Genomic DNA, 16,720 nt, shown 5'->3' with positions numbered 1-16,720 from the left:
GAGCGATACCTTGCCAAGGTATAGGTCGAGAGTTCGAGACTCTTCTCCCGCTCCAAATTGAAAGAGGAAGCCTTCGGGCTTCCTCTTTTCATTTCGGCACCCCATTTCATTGTGCTGTACCCCTGTCATTGCCCCGTACTCTTGCACAGCCTTGAGCGCACCATCCGGGCACTGCCTCGATCAGGCGGAACGCAGCGTCTTCCCTGCGGCGGGCAAGCGTGGTATTTCGGCATGTGGTCCATTGCCCAAGGTCAAAAATGTCGGCTATCAGTGATTGCCTGATTGCCACGGCCATCTTTCCCCACTACATTGCTGAGGCAGGGTTTGCCTGTCTAAATTATTTGTATCCGGGGGGGAAGGGGCATGGACAATTTTCAAAAAGAGATTGATGAAAGAACCAATCTCACCGCATCCAACAAATTCGAGCTGTTGTTGTTCCGTCTGGGGGCGGATCCTCACGGCGAGCGTTCCGAGCTGTTCGGCATCAACGTTTTCAAGATCCGTGAAATCGTTCCCATGCCGCCGGTGACCAAGGCGGCGGGCACGCAATCGCCGATGCTGGGCATGGTCAACATCCGCGGCCAGATCATTTCGGTGATCGACCTGCCGGCGGTGGTGGGCTGTGTACCCAAGACCGGACTGAACATCCTGCTGGTCACCGAATATGCGCGCAGTACCCAGGCCTTTGCAGTCGAATCGGTGGACGAGATCGTGCGCCTGGAATGGAGTCAGGTCCTGTCAGCCGAAACCAGTAGCGGTGGTGCCTTCGTCACCAGCATCGCGCGCCTGGATCAGGACAAGGACACCAGTCGCCTGGCCCAGGTGCTGGACGTGGAGCAGATCCTGCATGAGATCATGCCCAGCGACCGCGACATGAAGATGGAGCAGCTGGCAAAGAGCACCGGCCACGGCCTGCGCCCCGGTGCTGTGGCCATCGCTGCCGATGACTCCAAGGTGGCGCGCTCGCTCATCGAGCAGGGCTTGCGGGCCATGGAAATCCCGTTCGAGATGCACGTCACCGGCAAGGACGCCTGGGAAAAGATACAAAAGCTGGCCAGGGAAGCACGCGCCGAGGGCAAGCCGATTGCCGACAAGATCTCCTTCGTACTGACCGACCTGGAAATGCCGGAAATGGATGGTTTCACGCTCACGCGCAACATCAAGCGCGAGGATTTCCTGAAGAACATCCCCGTCATCATCCACTCTTCGCTCTCCGGTTCGGCCAACGAGGACCACGTCAAGAGCGTGGGGGGCGATGCCTATGTCGCCAAGTTCGAAGCCAACGAACTGGCCTCGACCATCTTCGGCGTACTCGACAAGGCCGCTGCCAGGGCCTGAAGCGGGGCGGCTGCGATCACCGGCAAGAAAGGGAGCCAAGGGAGCCAAGGGAGCCTGCGGGCTCCCTTTCTTGTGGCCGCCGTGCCGCAGGCAGCGGCGATCTCGTATACTGACGCTCCCTTGATCCTGCCGCGCCCCGCGCGCCGAGCGTCCTTACATGCAGATTCCCGCCATTGCCTCTCCCTTCGATGCCACCCTGGCGTGCCGTCTGGAGGCGCGCATCAATGACAAGACCAAGCCCCTGGGCAGCCTCGGTACGCTGGAACGCCTGGCACGCCAGATCGGCCTGATCCAGGGTAGCGATCATCCCGTGCTGCGCCAGAGCGCCATCGTGGTGTGCGCCGGCGACCACGGCGTGACTGCGGAGGGTATCTCGGCCTATCCGCAAAGCGTGACCTGGCAGATGGTCGAGAACTTCCTTGCCGGTGGCGCGGCGATCAATGTCTTTGCACGTCAGAACGAATGCGCGCTCTACATCGTCGATACCGGCGTCAATCACGATTTCGGCGTGCGCGACGGCCTGCTTGATCGCAAGATCGCGCCCGGTACCGCCAACTTCTGCCAGTCCCCCGCCATGACGGCGCAGCAATGCGCCTCTGCGCTGCAGGCCGGGATGCAGTTTGCCGAGGCGCTGCAAACGGATGTGCTGGGCTTCGGGGAAATGGGGATCGGCAATACCACTGCGGCGGCCGCGCTGATGGCTGCCTTTACCGCTGTGCCGGTGCAAGAATGCGTAGGGGCCGGTACCGGCCTGGATGCCCGGGGTATCGCCCGCAAGGCCGATGCCGTCACCCGTGCGCTGCACCTGCATGGCCGGGCGAGCGCACCGCTGGAACGTCTGGCGGCACTGGGCGGTTTCGAGATCGCCTTCATGACCGGCGCCATGCTCGCTGCTGCGCGGCGGCGCAAGGTGTTGCTCATCGACGGCTTCATCGTGAGCTCGGCGCTGCTGGTGGCGGCCGCCTTGCAGCCGGCGGTGTTGGAGTACTGCGTGTTCTCGCATTGCTCCGACGAAGCCGGCCACCGCCGCATGCTGCAGTACCTGGGCGCCACGCCGCTCATGCAGCTGGACCTGCGCCTGGGCGAGGGCACCGGTGCCGCCCTGGCCTTGCCGCTGCTGCGTGCTGCGGTCAATTTCCTGGAACGCATGGCGACGTTTTCCTCGGCCAGCGTCAGCGAAAAGCATGTCTGAAAAAGAGTTCACCTCATCGCCACCACCGCACAGCACAGGGCTGCTGTACCAGCTGCGTCTGTTCTTCACGGCGCTGCAATTCTTCACACGGCTCCCTATCCCGCGCTGGGTGGGCTTTCAGCCGCACTGGCTGCAGCATGCCACGCGCTACTTCCCGCTGGTCGGCTGGATCGTGGCCTGGGCCTGCGCCCTGGTGTATCTGCTGGCGGCGCAGCTCTGGCCGCAGCCGGTGGCAGTGCTGCTGTCCACCGTCGCCGGTATCTGGCTCACCGGAGCGTTCCATGAGGACGGCTTCGCCGATGTCTGCGATGGCCTCGGCGGTGCGGTCAGCCGTGAGCGTGCGCTGGAGATCATGCGCGATTCGCGCCTGGGCAGTTATGGCGTGATCGGCATCGTCGCGCTGTTGCTGACCAAGCTGGCGGCCTTGCAGGCGCTGCTGCCGTTGCAGGTGCTGGCGGTATTGGGCATGGCGCATCCGCTGTCACGCTGGTTGGCCACCTGCCTGATCTGGCGTATGGATTACGTGCGGGAAGAGGGCAAGGTCAAGCCACTGGCGCAGCAGATGCGTCATGGCGAATTTCTGCTGGCGACCGTGTTTGCGGTGCTGCCGGTGATGGGCGTGATCGTGCTGGGCATGATGTCCTGGCAACGCATCGTTGCCGGTGTGCTGCTGGCGGCGATGGCGGCAGCCTGGCTGGCCTGGCGATTCCAGCGGCGCCTGGGGGGCTATACCGGAGACGGCCTGGGCGCGGTCCAGCAATTGAGTGAAACGGCCTTTTATCTGGGCGCGCTGGCCACGCTGCCGTCCTGGTGGCGTGCCTGATCCATGCAGCTGCATTTGATTCGCCACCCTCAGCCGCAGCTGGACAAGCGCACCTGCTATGGGCGCAGCGACATCGCCGTCGCTCCCGATGCGCTGGCGCAAAGCGTGGCACAACTGCTGCCTCAGGTGCGGGCCCTGCCGCGCGACTGGCCCTGGGTCAGCAGCCCGCTGCAGCGCTGTGCGCGCCTGGCACAGGCACTGGCTACGGCAGTCGGGCAGCCTGCCCCGAGGCTGGATTCGCGCCTGCAGGAAATGGATTTCGGCCATTGGGAGCTCCGCCTCTGGGACGATATTCCCTGGGCTGAAGTGGAGGCATGGAATGCCGACCTTGCCGGCTACCCGCCCGGCGGTGGCGAGACCTTGACCGCCGTTGCGCAGCGCATGTGGGCAGCCTTCAATGACCTGCTGGCGACATCGGCCGACGGCGCCGTTGTGGTCTGTCACGCCGGCACCGTCCGCATGCTGCACGCCTGTGTCGCATGGCGCGCAGTGCAGGGCACGGCAGCCCAGCCCGATGCAGACGCTTTCCGGGAGATTGCCCTGCACGCCGCAGCCCATCGCGGCGAGATTGCCCATGCCCGCCTGCTTGCGCTGGACGCCTGCGCCACCTCCACCTCCACCTCCACCTCCACCTCCACCTCCACCTCCACCTCCACCTCCACCCGCTAGGGGCCACGAGGCAGAGGCCTCCAGGTCTTTTTTCATGCTTTTCATGATGCAGATTGCTTCGTATCAGGAATTCCCTCATACGAAGCATGTTGCTTTTGATTTATCATTTTTAACAAATGACAACATGTCAGCATTTTTCAGATTTTTGATGTTCAAGGTGAATCAAGATGGCAAGCAATGACAGCGGCAAGACCCTCCTCATCGTCGATGACAGCAAGGTGTCGCGCATGGTGATCAAGGCCAATGTCCTGGCCGTGCATCCTGACTGGCAGGTGATGGAAGCGGGAACGGGCGAGGAGGCCATCGCCCTGGTGCAGCAACGGGTGCCCGACTACTGCACGATGGACATCAACATGCCCGGCATGCTCGGCACCGATGCGGCTGCCCATATCCTGCAAGCGCATCCGGCGGTGCGCATCGCGATCTTCTCGGCCAATATCCAGGAAGCGGTGCAGACCCGCGCCCAGCAGCTGGGCGCCCTGTTCGTGGCCAAGCCGGTCACGGAAAAATCGATCGGCCAGGCGCTGCAGCATTTCCGGGGCCAGTCGTGAGCATTCTCAACGAAATCGAGCGCGACGCTCTCACCGAGATCTTCAACGTCGGTGCCGGACGGGCGGCACAGAGCCTGTCCGAAATCGTCGGCGACGAGGTGCGGCTGTCGGTCCCCTCGGTGGAAGTGCTGCGTACCGGAGCCATCGACGAACGGGTGCTGCCGCGCTCGCGCGGACGCTTTGCCACGGTAAGCCAGAACTTCGATGGCCCCTTCGATGCGGAGGCGGTACTGCTCTTTACCGAGGATCGTGCGCTGTCCATCGTGCGCGACATGATGGGCTCGCAGATGAGCCTGGAGGATCTGGCCGAGTTCGAGCGCGAAGCCATGTGCGAGCTGGGCAACATCATCCTCAATGCCTGCCTCTCGGCCATGGCCGACATGCTGGAGATCACGCTCAACAGCGCCTTGCCGCAATACCTGGTGTCGTCCTCCGAGGACATCTCGATGCGTCTGGCCGGCGCGCAGGGCGAGGACAGCTTCGTGCTGGTGCTGCACATCGATCTGGTGATCGAGAAGCACCAGACCGATGGTCACCTCATCTTCCTGCTCAGTTCCACCTCGCTGCACGCATTGGTGGGGCACGTGCAGCGCTACCTGGGCAAGATCGGTCTGGCATGAGCACTGCCGTGGTACCGCGCTTCAGCGCCGAGGAGGTGCTCGATCAGCTCCACGGCGGCTTGATCATGCTCGATGCCGGACTGCACATCCTGCTCTGGAACGCCTGGGTGGCGCGCCATAGCCGCGTATCGACGCAACAGGCACTGGGTGCGCGTCTGGACCAGGTGTTCGCGGAGCGCATCTCGCCGGCGCTGTTGCGGGCCGTCGACAGCACCCTGGGCTATGGCTTGCCGGCGGTGCTCTCCAGCGCCCTGCATCGGGCACCGCTGCCGCTGTACCCGGATCATGTCACCACCGCCACACCGGCGCGCATGGTGCAATCAGTGGTGCTCACTGCGCTGGATAACGCACGAGGAGAACGCCTGTGCCTGGTCCAGATCAGCGACGCCAGCAACTCCGTGCGCCGCGAGAAGATGCTGCAGTCGCACTCCGACGTGCTCAAGCGCCAGGTCGGTACCGACGGTCTGACGGGCATTCACAATCGCCGCCATTTTGATGAACACTACGCCCGGACCTTGCAGCGCATGGGGCAGGCGGGCGGGACCTTGTCGCTGTTCATGGTGGATGTCGATTTCTTCAAACAGTACAACGATCATTACGGTCATGGACCTGGCGACCAGGTGCTCAAGCGCGTGGCGGCCGCCTTGCAGGGTCAGTTGCAGCGCCCGGGCGATCTGCTGGCGCGTTACGGAGGGGAAGAATTCATCCTGCTCATGGAAGGCCTGTCGCCCGGCCAGGCGGCCGAGGTGGGCGAATCGCTGCGCCAGACCGTGCATGCGCTGGCCGAGCCGCATGCCAAGTCTCTGGTGGCGCACCGTGTAACCATCAGCATCGGGGTGTGCACCCGTCTGGTACAAAGCGACGCGGATGGACGCCTGCTCATGTCGGCCGCTGATGCGGCGCTCTACCGCGCCAAGCTGGGTGGCCGCAACAAGGTAGTGGCCACCGATTGAGCCCGCCGGCGGGCAGGTACTGAGGAAATTTCTTCACTTTTGTGTAAAACAAGAGCAATTTATAGGAAACCCTTGCTGAGCAAGCATGTCAGAAACAGTCGGCGTGCTTATCAACAGGCTTGTTCACAGCTTTTGTGGATAACTTGCCGTATGGCTTGGTTTCCGGAGGGAACCGGCTGGCAGGGCGGGGCGGCGATTTTGCGTATAATGCGCATCCGTTCATGCTGACAAGAGCCTGGCGAACGGGGGGGCGGATGCTGCCGGGCGATGCACCTTGTTTTTACTTTTTCCTTCACGATGGGTTTGATGCGCCGACTGCTGCTCCTGCTGCTGACTCTGCTGATCCCGCTGCAATTGCTGGCAGCCACGGGAGAGCCACAGCTGCGTGAACAGTTGCGCGAGCAGTTGCAGGTATCGCTTCCCGCAGCATCGCAGGGGGGCGGACATGTCGGCGAACAGGTCTGTCCGGCGGCGGCTGCCAGTTCCTGGCACGCTGCGGCAGATCTCCTTGGTGCCGCTATCGCACCGGCCGATGAACTTCCGTCCGGTACCGACGACGATGACCAGCCCACCGCTCAGGGCGAGCTGGAAGATCCGGCCTTGCCGGCGCCCATCGCCACGCCCGGACTGCACTGGTTTCCGTTTCCCCACGCCTTTGCGGCAAGCCTGAACTGGTCGTCCTACCTGCACGACCAGTTGCGTCCTCCTCCATTGGCCTGAGCCTTCCCTGGTGCGCCACTGCCGCAGGGCAGGACGCAGACGCGGCGGCACCCTTGTACGCCATCGCGCCATTCCCATCATTGCTTCCCATTGTCTGACCCGCCGTGCCGCCGGACGTGCACGGCACTTTTTCGTTCACCAGGAAAAACCATGAAACGCATTGTTCTGTTCCTCGTCACCAACCTGGCCGTGATGCTGGTCTTGAGCTTCACCGCCAGTCTGCTCGGTGTGAACCGCTACCTCACAGCCAACGGTCTCAACTTCGGCATGCTGCTGGTGTTTTGCGGCCTGATGGGGTTTGGCGGTTCCTTCATTTCGCTGTTCATGTCCAAGACCATCGCCAAGTGGTCCACCGGCGCGCGCGTGATCGAGCAGCCGCAGAATTCCACCGAGCTGTGGCTGCTGCAGACCGTCCAGACCCTGGCCACCCGCGCCCAGCTGCCCATGCCGGAAGTGGCGGTCTATGACGGCCCGCCCAATGCCTTTGCCACCGGCGCCAGCAAGAGCAATTCGCTGGTGGCGGTGTCCACCGGCCTGCTGCAAGGCATGACCAAGGAAGAAGTGGAAGCCGTGCTCGCCCATGAAGTGGCCCACATCGCCAACGGCGACATGGTCACGCTGACCCTGATCCAGGGCGTGGTCAATACCTTCGTGATGTTCTTCGCGCGCATCGTCGGCTACTTCGTCGACTCTTTTTTGCGCCGCAACAACGAAGAGAACAGCGGCCCCGGCATCGGCTACATGGTGACCGTGTTCGTCTGTGAAATCGTCTTCGGCATCCTGGCCAGCATCATCGTCATGTACTTCTCGCGCCAGCGCGAATACCGCGCCGACGCCGGTGCCGCAGCCCTGATGGGCAGCAAGGTGCCGATGATGAACGCGCTGCGCCGCCTGGGTGGCCTGCAGTCCGATGGCCTGCCGCAGAACCTGCAGGCCTCCGGCATCTCCGGCCGTGAGTCGTGGCTGGGCCTGTTCTCCAGCCACCCGCCGCTGGAGTCGCGCATCGCCGCCCTGCAGGCTGCACGCTGATGCCACGCTGGCGGACCGCACCGCGCCAAGTGCGGCCCGCCAGCGGCGGCGCCTGCGTGGCTGTCATGCCCGCGTATTCATGGGCGTGTTAGTCTTTGTGAAGCTTCCTGCCTGAGTTTGCGCGCAGGCAGGAAGCCGTCCGGCAGCCAGTGACACAGTCATCTCCAACAAATTCATCCACCTTAGAAAGGAATCCTGACTGATGCCCCATCACACTCCCCTGATCGCCACCATTGTCGCCGGCCTGGTCCTGGCCTTCATCTTCGGGACCCTGGCCCATCGTCTGAAGATGCCGCCCCTGATCGGCTATCTGGTAGCCGGTATCGCCATCGGCCCCTTCACGCCCGGCTTCGTGGGCGACGCCGACCTGGCCCAGGAACTGGCCGAGATCGGGGTGATTCTGCTGATGTTCGGCGTCGGTCTGCACTTTTCCCTGAAGGACCTGCTGTCGGTCAAGAACATCGCCATTCCAGGTGCAGTGGCGCAGATCGCCATCGCCACCTTGCTCGGCATGGGCCTGGGCTGGCTGCTGGGCTGGCCGTTCGGTGAGGGCTTCCTGTTTGGCCTGGCGCTGTCGGTGGCCAGTACCGTGGTGCTGTTGAAGGCGCTGCAGGAACGTCGCCTGGTCGAAACCCAGCGCGGCCGCATTGCCGTGGGCTGGCTGATCGTCGAGGATATCGCCATGGTGCTGGCGCTGGTGCTCATTCCTGCGCTCTCCGGCATCCTGGGGGGCAAGGGCGAGGCGCTTTCCGGCAACGCCGTGCTGCTGACCCTGGGGCTGACGCTGGGCAAGGTGGTGGCCTTCGTGGCGGTGATGCTCATCGTCGGACGTCGCGTCATTCCGTGGATTCTGGAACGCATCGCCGATACCGGCTCGCGTGAACTGTTCCGCCTGGCCGTGCTGGCCATTGCACTGGGCTTTGCGCTGGGATCGGCTTACGTGTTTGGCGTGTCCTTTGCACTGGGCGCCTTCTTTGCCGGCATGATCCTCTCCGAATCCGAACTGAGCCACCGCGCCGCCGAAGAATCGCTGCCCCTGCGTGATGCCTTCTCGGTGCTGTTTTTCGTCTCCGTGGGCATGCTGTTCGATCCCTCGATCCTGGTGCGCGAGCCCCTGCTGGTGCTGGCGACGGTGCTCATCATCGTGGTCGGCAAGTCGGCCGCCGCCTGGCTGATCGTGCGCGCATTCGGTCACCCGAATTCGACGGCGCTGACCATTTCGGCCAGCCTGGCGCAGATTGGTGAATTTTCTTTCATCCTGGCCACACTCGGCCTGTCGCTGGACCTGCTCTCGCCGATGGCGCGCGATCTGATCCTCGGGGGCGCCATCCTGTCGATCCTGATCAATCCGCTGCTGTTCTCGCTGCTGGACCGCTACGAGGCGCGCCAGGCCGAGCCCGCCGACGTGCAGGACGTGCCGCCCACGGTCGATCTGCAAGATCACGTGGTGCTGGTCGGTTATGGCCGCGTCGGTCGGGGGATCGGTGAGCAGTTGCGTGCGCAGGGCAAGCCCTTCGTGGTGATCGAGGCGCAGCGTGAGCATCTCGATGCACTGCGCCAGGATGGCGTGCCGGCGCTGTACGGCAATGCCGCCCAGAGCGAACTGTTGCAGGCCGCCGCCGTGGAGCGGGCGCGCTGGCTGCTGGTGGCGATTCCCGAAGTCTTCGAAGCCGGCCAGGTGATCGAGAATGCACTGGAACTCAATGCCGCACTGAAGGTGGTGGCGCGCGCCCACTCCGATGCCGAGATCGAACACCTGGAAAAGCATGGCGCCCAGCACGTCATCATGGGCGAGCGCGAGATCGCGCGAGGCATGCTGGACTCGGTAGGGCAGGGGATCTAAGCATTCTTCACATTGCGCTTAACGTTTGTGAAGCATTTGCTTACAACCCTTACGGCTTTCGCCTAGAGTTGTCAGGAATCGGCGGATATAGTCACGCTACGTCATTCAGAACAACGAGGAGCTATCGTGAAAAAGTCGATTTCCCTGATGGCCGGCATGGCTGTGTTTGCTGCGCTTGCCGGTCTGTCCGCAGCACCGGCCATGGCCGGACATGTGTCCATCGGCGTCAATATCGGCGTGCCCGCTTACGTGGCTCCGCAGCCTGTGTACGTGCAGCCGGCGCCCGTGTACGCGCCACCGCCGGTGTATGTGCGCCCGGCACCGGTCTACGTGCGTCCGGCACCGGTTTATTACGCACCGGCCCCGGTGTATGTGGAGCGTGAGTACCATCGTGGCCATCACCGCCACTGGCATCGTCCGCCGCCGCCCCCGGGCTACGGCTACTGGGGGCGTTGATTCCCGGGCAGCAGGCAAGAAAAATGGCGGCTTCGGCCGCCATTTTTGCGTTCATCCCGGCACCGATGGCGTGCCGGAGCGGCTGATGCCTTATTTCTTGGCGGGCGCGGTGTCGTCATCGACATCCACCAGCAGATAGCGTTCGGCCGCCCCGAAGAAGCGGTCATAGAAATCCGGCGAGCGGATGGTTTCGCTGGAGACGCGCACCATCGAATCATCGCTGGCGGCGAAGGGCATCGAGACCGAGCCCAGTACGCTCACACCCAGGCTGGCCGAGCTGTTGCTCTTCTTGATACCGTAGCCATCCTGGGTGGCGCTGGCGAACATGGTCGAGCTCTTGCCGTTGCCATTGGAGGCGCAGACCACGTGGAAGGCGATTTCCATGTGCTTGTCGCTGGCCGGTTGGAAGCTCTTGTTGCCATCCAGAGTGTTGTCGGAAGACTTGCTGATCACATAGCCCTGGCCCAGCAGTGCGCGCCGGGCCGCTTCGCAGACCGCTTTCTCGCTGCCGGGGAAGCTGCGCGAGAAGGCGCTGGTATCGCTGAATTCCTCCTGATGATAGAAGGCGGTCTTGCCAGTGGTGCAGGCGGTCAGGCCCAGAGTGGCGGTGGTGATGACGAGAAACGGGATAGAAAAGCGCAGGCGCGGCATGCAGCGTATCTCCAGCAACGGTGAAGGGTGGCGTGAATTGTAAAGGATTCACGAAGCGCAGGGTTTGGGCGGATGGTAAAGATCGGTAACAGATGACCTATCACCTGATGAGAACAGCAAACGAAGACACGCGCAGGTCATCATCATGAAGGTAAAATCACTTGTCGAATTGCCTGACTGAAAGTAATGTTAGGCCAACAAAGGGAGTGGTCTTCCATCGGGACGATCATGAATCTGCCGGGGATGCCTGGCAAATTCGCAACCGGCCTCGTCAAGGAACATGGATAAAAATCAGAAAGCGGAATTGGTGCGCATCCAGCGAGAGTTGGTGGACGCACACAATAAGGCTGCGTGGCAGATGGCCGCGACCATCATCAAGGCTTCGCTGGTCAAGAACGGCATGGACCAGCCGCCCACACCGGCCGAACTGGCCGCGCTCAACGCCACCATTACCAATCTGCGGAGTGTGGCGGAGGATGCGCTGGAGTTGCTCAAGCGCTGAGCCCTTTCGCATTCGCCATGCTTGCACCCACAAAGGCAGGGCTTTCCGCCTGCCTCATCGGGTCTGAACGCAGCGCTTCTGCTGCCGCGTTTCCTGTGTTTTCCTAACTTGCCTTGCCTTTCTCAGCGCGTCGCTTCAGATAGAACAGCGCTGCTGTCGCAATGCTCAGTCCGAAGGCCCAGTTGACCAGTTGCGAGTGGGTCTGCGTCAGCCGGCCAGGGGAACTCATGAAAACGGCGAAGGCCGTGGGGGCGAGCAGCCAAGCGAAGCTTGCACACAGGTTGAAGAGCCGCTTGATGGCGCCGCGCGGGCCACCCAGTATTTCTGCCAGCAGCAGGATGGGCAAGGCGATGAATCCCAATTTGTCACGCTGGTAGGTCGCGGGGTAGGCGCGCGGCAGATCCAATATCAGAGCATTGAAGGTCCAGACCAGATAGATGGCGACCAGAACATACAGAATGCTTCGGACCTTGCTTCGCAGGCGCATGGTCCACGGCAGTGCCGCCGGAGGTGGCAAGCCTTCGCGAAAATACCGATTGGACGGCGCGCGCGTCAGCAGGTAGAGCGCGTAGACAAAGACGACGATGTTCAACAGCTGTGCGCTAACCGCAACTCTCAACGAGGGGGGAGCGGAAAACCAAAGGACCAGCGCTAACACGGGGCCCAGGAGTAGCAAAGGTCGGGCCCACCGCTTCGCCTTGAGCAAGGCATAGGCTTGCAAGGGTGGAACGAGAACTTGATACCAGCAACTCGCCCAAAACACTTTCAGATACAACGAGGCGTCTGGCTGCGCCAAGGCCGCCAGGTAGCTTTTGCCGTAGAGCACCAGCAAGCACGAGGACGTGCCAGCGCCGATGAGCAGGGCGTAGGCGAAGATGGTGACCACTGCAGGACGTTCTCTGATAGGCGGGGACGACGGAACCGGCGCTTGAGCGCCATCGGCGTGCAGGACATTCTCATCGGGAAGGGGCATGCTGCCCGATCGGGCGGCCTCTTGGGTAGTCATCATGGCTGGGCAGTCATTTTGAGGGCGCGTCAAGCTGTGGGGTGCAACTTTTCTTGCTGGCTAAGCGCGGCAATGGAAAATAACTGCGTATGTTATCGAAATTTCCGGAAGGAAACTGATTCGTTTTCTAGCGCGTTGACGGAAAAGATTGCGCCCAATTCGATGGCGGCAATTGCCAGAGCTGGCTGTCTTGAGTTCCTGAGAACACTGGTGGTGGGGGTAGTCGGAATCGAACCGACACGGCCTTGCGGCCGAGGGATTTTAAGTCCCTTGTGTCTACCAATTTCACCATACCCCCGGTCTTGCAGTTGCCGCCATGCCGCACGCAGGTGCGCTGGCCGGACTGTCTTGGTCATCGCCTTTGCTGCCGCGATGCCGGCGAGGGCCGCCGGAAAAGGGACGCATTATAGCAGCGACTTGCGCCGCATCATTTGTTTTTTCCTGCGGAAATTCCCGAATTTTTCTTGTGGGCGGAGGCGGGCACGCCTGCTGCCCCGTTTGCCGTCGACAGACAGCATTCCCTCCTGTTCCAGGGTGCCATTTCCGGCCGACAAGCTGTCTTGAAAGGGTAGAATGACGACTTCTTTCATCTGGAAAGCCCTCACCATGACTGAAGCGGTAGTCAAGACAGTGCAGTGCATTTCACCCGCCGGCCTGCACACCATGGCTTACAAGGAGTGGGGCGATGCACGCAATCCCAATGTGCTGGTGTGTGTGCACGGCGTCACGCGGGTCTCCGACGATTTCGACCGCATGGCCCGCGAGCTCTGCGACACCTATCGGGTGATCTGCCCCGACGTGGTCGGACGCGGTCGTTCCGGGCGGCTGGCCAATCCGCAGTTCTATACCGTGCCGCAGTACGTGAGCGACATGGTGACCCTGCTGGCGCGCGCCGACGCCGAGATCGTCGACTGGTTCGGCACCTCCATGGGCGGTCTGATCGGCATGGGCCTGGCCTCGCTGCCGGGCAACCCCATCCGCCGCCTGGTGCTCAACGACATCGGTCCGTCCATCAACGGTGCCGCGCTGGCGCGTATCGGCGACTACATCGGCCAGGACGTGCGCTTCGATACCTTCGAGGAAGCCGCCCAGTATATCCGGACCATTTCGGCCAGCTTCGGTCAGCACAGTGATGAAGAATGGCACAAGCTGGCCAAGGACGTGCTGCGCCAGAATGAAGAGGGCAAGTGGGTGCGCCACTACGACCTGGGTCTGGCGGTCCCCTTCAAGCTGACCACGCCGCAAGCCGCCACGGCGGCCGAGCAGATGCTGTGGGCGGCCTATGACGCCATCGCCTGTCCGACCCTGCTGGTACGCGGCGCCCAGTCCGACCTGCTGCTGCCGGAAGTGGCGCAGGAGATGACGCGTCGCGGCCCCAAGGCCAAGCTGGTGGAGTTGCCCGATGTGGGCCACGCACCAACCTTCATGCACGCCCCGCAGATCGAGGTGGCGCGGCAGTTCCTGCTGGGCTGAGCCGTCGCCCCGCACGCATCGCATCCATTTTTGTCATTGCCGGCGCCGTCGGGCGCCGGGTTTTACTACGAAGGAAATTTCATGTCCGTACAACGTCTGCACGTCGGCAAGCGTCTCTCCGAAGTCGCCATCCACAACGGTACCGTCTACCTGGCCGGCCAGATCGCCGAAGACGCCACCCAGAACATCGAAGGCCAGACCCGCGAAGTGCTGGGCCATATCGACCGTCTGCTGGCCGAGGCCGGCAGCGACAAGACCAAGATTCTTTCGTGCCAGATCTTCCTGTCCGATGTGAAGGATTTTGCCGGCATGAACGCGGTCTGGGATGAGTGGGTCGCGCCCGGCAACGCGCCGCCGCGCGCCACTGTTGAAGCCAAGCTGGCCCGTCCCGAACTGCTGGTGGAAATCATCATCGTCGCGGCCCAGAAGTAAGCAGGTATGGTTTCGGTAGCAAGTACCCAGGGCGAGGGCCTGGCAGCCATTACCGCCGGTCTCGGTCCTGACGATGTCGCGCGGGTCGAGCAGGCACTGGCCGAACTCGAGCCGCTCTATGCCGACAGGCAGATCCTGTCCGGGCAGAATGCGCTGCAGTTCGCCGTCTCGGTAGCCACCGTGCTCACTGCGCTCAACGTCGATGCCGCCACCCGCATCGCCGGCCTGGCTTTCGAGGCGCAGATGCTGCATCCCGAGCTGGACGAAAAGCTGGAAGAACGCTTTGGCAAGGAAATTGCCGAGCTGGTGGGCAATGTGCGCCAGTTGATGCGCTTTCACAGCCTGAGCTTCCAGCCCCAGCACCAGGAAGTCCTGCGCGGCAAGAACGCCGCCCAGCAGGCCGCCGCCCAGGTCGAAACCTTGCGCAAGATGCTGCTGGCCATGGCCACCGACATGCGTGCGGTGCTGGTGCGCCTGGCCTCGCGCGTGGCGACCTTGCGCTACTTTGCCGAGACCAAGCAAGAGAACGAAGCCAGCGCGCAGTACGCACGCCAGACCTTTGACCTCTACGCGCCGCTGGCCAACCGGCTGGGCATCTGGCAGTTGAAGTGGGAGCTGGAAGACCTGTCATTCCGCTTCCTGGAGCCGGCGACCTACAAGCGCATCGCCAGGATGCTGGAAGAAAAGCGCCTGGAGCGCGAAGCCTTCGTCGCCAACGCGATTGCGCGCCTGCGCGCCGAGATGGCGGCGCAGGACATTCGCGCCGAGGTCAGCGGGCGACCCAAGCACATCTACAGCATCTGGAACAAGATGCGCGGCAAGTCCATCGATTTTTCCGAGCTCTACGATGTGCGCGCCTTCCGTGTCATCGTCGACGATGTGAAGACTTGCTATTCGGTGCTGGGCATCGTGCACAACATCTGGACGCCGATTCCGGAAGAGTTCGATGACTACATCTCGCGTCCCAAGCAGAACGGCTACCAGTCGCTGCATACGGTAGTCATGGCCGAGGATGGCCGGGCGCTGGAAGTGCAGATCCGTACGCACGAGATGCACCACTTCGCCGAATACGGCGTGGCGGCGCACTGGCGCTACAAGGAAAGCGGTGGCTCGAATTTCTCGGCGCAGAAATATGACGAGAAAATCGCCTGGCTGCGTCAGCTGCTGGCCTGGAAGAATGAAGTCACCGATGCCGTGGTGGATCAGGAAGAAGTCCGTCGCGACTGGGTGCAGAAGCTCAAGTCGGCCACGCTGGACGAGCGCATCTACGTGCTCACGCCGCAGGCGCGCGTGATCGAACTGCCCAGCGGCGCCACGCCCATCGACTTTGCCTATCACCTGCACAGCGACGTCGGCCACCGCTGCCGCGGCGCGCGGGTGGATGGTGTGATGGTGCCGCTGAACACCCCCCTCAAGAACGGCCAGACGGTGGAAATCATCACCGCCAAGAGTGGCGCTGGCGTGGGTCCTTCGCGCGACTGGCTGGGTGCCGGCTATGCCGCCAGTTCGCGTACGCGTTCCAAGATTCGCGCCTGGTTCAATGCCATCGAGCAGCAGGAAACCTTGTCGGTAGGCCGTGGCCTGCTGGAAAAAACCTTGCAGCGCGAAGGCAAGACCGCCGTCAATCTCGAAGAGCTGGCGCAGAAGCTGGGTTTCGACAAGGTCGATGATCTCTGCCTGGCGCTGGCCAAGGAAGAATTCAGCCTGCGGCACGTCGAGCAGGCGCTGCACGAAGGCGAGGAAAAGAAGCCGGAGATCGACGACGAAGCCCTGATCACCCGCAAGAGCCGCGCCTCCAGCATCGTCCAGGGCGCCAAGTCGGGGGTGCTGGTGGTGGGGACCGATGGTCTGCTGACCCAGCTGGCCCGCTGCTGCAAGCCGGCCCCGCCGGATGTGATCGCTGGTTTCGTCACACGTGGCAAGGGCGTTTCCATCCATCGGGTCAATTGCAAGAATTTCGCCGAGATGAGCCTGCATGCGCCCGAGCGCGTCATCCAGACCACCTGGGGGGCACCGGCGCGCGATACGGTGTATCCGGTCGATATCTTCGTGCTGGCCAGTGATCGCCAGGGTCTGCTGCGGGATATCTCGGATATCTTCCTGCGCGACAAGATCAATGTGATCGGGGTCAGTACGCAAAGCGTGAAGGGCCATGCACGCATGGCCTTCACCGCCGAGATCGGGTCGACCGAGCAGTTGCAGAAGGCCTTGACGGTCATTCGCGAGGTCAAGGGCGTGATCGAGGCCAAGCGGCAGTAGTTCGCCGGGCAGCAGGAATGGCGAGAGGATGGCGGGGAGGGTGGCCGGATGCTTGGTGAAACAGGCGGACTATTTTTAATTTTTTATCATTTTCATCATTTACCCCTTGGCAAATTTTGAAAAGCCTCCTATACTCTCGCTTCTTCGTTAGGCGCGTAGCTCAGCTGGTTAGAGCACTACCTTGACATGGTAGGGGTCGTTGG

Annotated in this window: 18 protein-coding genes and 1 tRNA gene; 15 read left to right on the top strand and 4 right to left on the bottom strand. The window is 62.5% G+C overall.

Annotated features, from left to right (window positions below; all coding sequences use genetic code 11):
• The first annotated feature begins 363 nt into the window (after window positions 1-363).
• The 11 genes from ACODSZ_RS22575 (at window position 364) to ACODSZ_RS22525 (ending at window position 10,194) form a co-directional block, all read left to right on the top strand.
• Window positions 364-1,338: a chemotaxis protein gene (locus ACODSZ_RS22575; protein ID WP_008327994.1), complete on the top strand. Its 975-nt coding sequence runs from the start codon at window positions 364-366 to the stop codon at window positions 1,336-1,338.
• Window positions 1,339-1,495: 157 nt separating this feature from the next.
• Window positions 1,496-2,530 carry a nicotinate-nucleotide--dimethylbenzimidazole phosphoribosyltransferase gene (cobT, locus tag ACODSZ_RS22570; RefSeq protein ID WP_488928581.1) on the top strand — a complete coding sequence of 345 codons (1,035 nt, stop codon included), beginning with the start codon at window positions 1,496-1,498 and terminating at the stop codon, window positions 2,528-2,530.
• Window positions 2,523-3,353 (top strand): adenosylcobinamide-GDP ribazoletransferase, encoded by an 831-nt coding sequence (locus ACODSZ_RS22565; protein WP_488928580.1) that lies wholly within the window; start codon window positions 2,523-2,525, stop codon window positions 3,351-3,353. The genes cobT and ACODSZ_RS22565 overlap by 8 nt, the downstream gene beginning before the upstream one ends.
• A gap of 15 nt (window positions 3,354-3,368) precedes the next feature.
• Window positions 3,369-4,022 (top strand): histidine phosphatase family protein, encoded by a 654-nt coding sequence (locus tag ACODSZ_RS22560; protein ID WP_488928579.1) that lies wholly within the window; start codon window positions 3,369-3,371, stop codon window positions 4,020-4,022.
• A gap of 167 nt (window positions 4,023-4,189) precedes the next feature.
• Window positions 4,190-4,573, top strand: coding sequence for a response regulator (locus tag ACODSZ_RS22555; protein WP_008327999.1), 384 nt, complete (start codon window positions 4,190-4,192; stop codon window positions 4,571-4,573).
• Complete coding sequence (locus ACODSZ_RS22550; RefSeq protein WP_175342408.1) at window positions 4,570-5,193, top strand: chemotaxis protein CheC; 624 nt, start codon at window positions 4,570-4,572, stop codon at window positions 5,191-5,193. The genes ACODSZ_RS22555 and ACODSZ_RS22550 overlap by 4 nt, the downstream gene beginning before the upstream one ends.
• Window positions 5,190-6,146, top strand: a complete 957-nt coding sequence (locus ACODSZ_RS22545) for a GGDEF domain-containing protein (protein ID WP_488928578.1) — start codon at window positions 5,190-5,192, stop codon at window positions 6,144-6,146. Before ACODSZ_RS22550 ends, ACODSZ_RS22545 begins: the two co-directional genes overlap by 4 nt.
• Before the next feature lie 306 nt (window positions 6,147-6,452).
• Window positions 6,453-6,866, top strand: coding sequence for a hypothetical protein (locus tag ACODSZ_RS22540; RefSeq protein ID WP_249776895.1), 414 nt, complete (start codon window positions 6,453-6,455; stop codon window positions 6,864-6,866).
• A gap of 150 nt (window positions 6,867-7,016) precedes the next feature.
• Entirely contained in the window at window positions 7,017-7,895 is an 879-nt protein-coding gene (gene htpX, locus ACODSZ_RS22535; RefSeq protein ID WP_008328006.1) for a protease HtpX, read from the top strand.
• 202 nt (window positions 7,896-8,097) lie between these two features.
• Window positions 8,098-9,738, top strand: a complete 1,641-nt coding sequence (gene ybaL / locus ACODSZ_RS22530) for a YbaL family putative K(+) efflux transporter (RefSeq protein WP_008328008.1) — start codon at window positions 8,098-8,100, stop codon at window positions 9,736-9,738.
• Window positions 9,739-9,864: 126 nt separating this feature from the next.
• Window positions 9,865-10,194 carry a hypothetical protein gene (locus ACODSZ_RS22525; protein ID WP_488928577.1) on the top strand — a complete coding sequence of 110 codons (330 nt, stop codon included), beginning with the start codon at window positions 9,865-9,867 and terminating at the stop codon, window positions 10,192-10,194.
• Window positions 10,195-10,284: 90 nt separating this feature from the next.
• Here ACODSZ_RS22525 and ACODSZ_RS22520 read toward each other — a convergent pair whose 3' ends face one another.
• Window positions 10,285-10,845, bottom strand: coding sequence for a DUF2242 domain-containing protein (locus tag ACODSZ_RS22520; protein WP_034350206.1), 561 nt, complete (start codon window positions 10,843-10,845; stop codon window positions 10,285-10,287).
• A gap of 328 nt (window positions 10,846-11,173) precedes the next feature.
• Here ACODSZ_RS22520 and ACODSZ_RS22515 point away from each other — a divergent pair, with 328 nt between their 5' ends.
• Window positions 11,174-11,347 (top strand): hypothetical protein, encoded by a 174-nt coding sequence (locus ACODSZ_RS22515; RefSeq protein WP_237713527.1) that lies wholly within the window; start codon window positions 11,174-11,176, stop codon window positions 11,345-11,347.
• 103 nt (window positions 11,348-11,450) lie between these two features.
• Here the strand turns inward: ACODSZ_RS22515 and ACODSZ_RS22510 are convergent, their stop codons facing one another.
• The 3 genes from ACODSZ_RS22510 to ACODSZ_RS22500 form a co-directional block, all read right to left on the bottom strand.
• Window positions 11,451-12,356, bottom strand: coding sequence for a hypothetical protein (locus ACODSZ_RS22510; RefSeq protein WP_488928576.1), 906 nt, complete (start codon window positions 12,354-12,356; stop codon window positions 11,451-11,453).
• A 208-nt stretch (window positions 12,357-12,564) separates the two neighbouring features.
• A tRNA-Leu gene (locus tag ACODSZ_RS22505) sits at window positions 12,565-12,651 on the bottom strand.
• Window positions 12,652-12,757: 106 nt separating this feature from the next.
• Window positions 12,758-12,943, bottom strand: a complete 186-nt coding sequence (locus ACODSZ_RS22500; RefSeq protein ID WP_141106952.1) for a hypothetical protein — start codon at window positions 12,941-12,943, stop codon at window positions 12,758-12,760.
• A 16-nt stretch (window positions 12,944-12,959) separates the two neighbouring features.
• Between ACODSZ_RS22500 and ACODSZ_RS22495 the strand changes: the two genes are divergently transcribed.
• The 3 genes from ACODSZ_RS22495 (at window position 12,960) to ACODSZ_RS22485 (ending at window position 16,517) form a co-directional block, all read left to right on the top strand.
• Window positions 12,960-13,826: an alpha/beta fold hydrolase gene (locus tag ACODSZ_RS22495; RefSeq protein WP_008328013.1), complete on the top strand. Its 867-nt coding sequence runs from the start codon at window positions 12,960-12,962 to the stop codon at window positions 13,824-13,826.
• Between the two features lie 81 nt (window positions 13,827-13,907).
• The gene (locus ACODSZ_RS22490) at window positions 13,908-14,258 is read left to right on the top strand and encodes a RidA family protein (RefSeq protein ID WP_008328017.1); all 351 of its coding nucleotides are present in this window, start codon (window positions 13,908-13,910) and stop codon (window positions 14,256-14,258) included.
• 6 nt (window positions 14,259-14,264) lie between these two features.
• Complete coding sequence (locus tag ACODSZ_RS22485) at window positions 14,265-16,517, top strand: RelA/SpoT family protein (protein ID WP_175342412.1); 2,253 nt, start codon at window positions 14,265-14,267, stop codon at window positions 16,515-16,517.
• The last annotated feature ends 203 nt before the right edge of the window (window positions 16,518-16,720 follow it).

The sequence above is a fragment of the Herbaspirillum sp. FG34 genome, from assembly GCF_057809315.1.
Note: the sequence above shows the minus strand (reverse complement) of the source record. Positions and strands in the feature narration are given on the sequence as shown.